This is a genomic window from Clostridium sp. Cult1 (genome assembly GCF_021655095.1).
In the GTDB taxonomy this organism is placed as follows: domain Bacteria; phylum Bacillota; class Clostridia; order Tissierellales; family Tepidimicrobiaceae; genus Schnuerera.
On record NZ_PPXW01000001.1, the window covers coordinates 31,392 to 32,055 of the forward strand.

Below are 664 nucleotides of genomic sequence, written 5' to 3' on the forward strand. Positions count from 1 at the left end.
AGTATGGAAAATGTACTTGTTCTATTTTATTAATAGTTATTTAAAAATACTATGCCTCATATGATAAAACTCCTTTAATTAATACTACATATTATAATATTTGTTTTTATTATATTTGTCAAGGAAGATTTGATCCCTTAACGCATTTAACTTGTCATATTACTAATAACTCGTAGAGATTTTTATAGGAATTCATCTTTACATGATATATTCAAATCTTAATTTTCCAGATTAGATGATGTTGACCCTCTGCCCAATAATTCTCTAGGAAATATTCAGGTTCACCAAACCTTTTTCTCCATATTTTCTGTGCATTGGAATATCCACTATCCATACAAAACTCTTTGATTCCTTTACATTGTAATTCTTGAATCATAGCATTCAATAGTAAATTACCTATACCCTGTCCTTGGTAATCTGGTCTTACAAAAACTGTACCTATTTCATAAAGGTTCTTATATTTTCCATGTGTACAACTATTAATTAGGTCACTGGCAGGTCCATATTCTATTGTACCTACTATACAGCCCTCATATTCTGCTATTAGGAAACATCTAAGTTCTCCATTGCTCTTTAGATCATTTTCTAAATATTGCTTCTTAGATTCAATTTCTTCCTCTAAATCTTCTACCATTTCTTCGATACCTTCCTTGATAAAGGTATC

1 protein-coding gene and 1 other RNA gene (1 of these 2 running past the window's edge) are annotated in these 664 nt (G+C 29.7%); one reads left to right on the forward strand and one right to left on the reverse strand.

What is annotated here, in order from left to right:
- Window positions 1-211 precede the first annotated feature (211 nt).
- Window positions 212-634 carry a GNAT family N-acetyltransferase gene (locus tag C3E89_RS00165; protein ID WP_200795926.1) on the reverse strand — a complete coding sequence of 141 codons (423 nt, stop codon included), beginning with the start codon at window positions 632-634 and terminating at the stop codon, window positions 212-214.
- A gap of 17 nt (window positions 635-651) precedes the next feature.
- Between C3E89_RS00165 and rnpB the strand changes: the two genes are divergently transcribed.
- Window positions 652-664, forward strand: an RNA gene (rnpB, locus tag C3E89_RS00170) — RNase P RNA component class A; it runs 352 nt beyond the window's last position.

Excerpts from the sequence above, each read along its gene's own strand:
- C3E89_RS00165 (WP_200795926.1), bottom strand. The coding sequence starts at position 634 with ATGGTAGAAGATTTAGAGGAAGAAATTGAATCTAAGAAGCAATATTTA.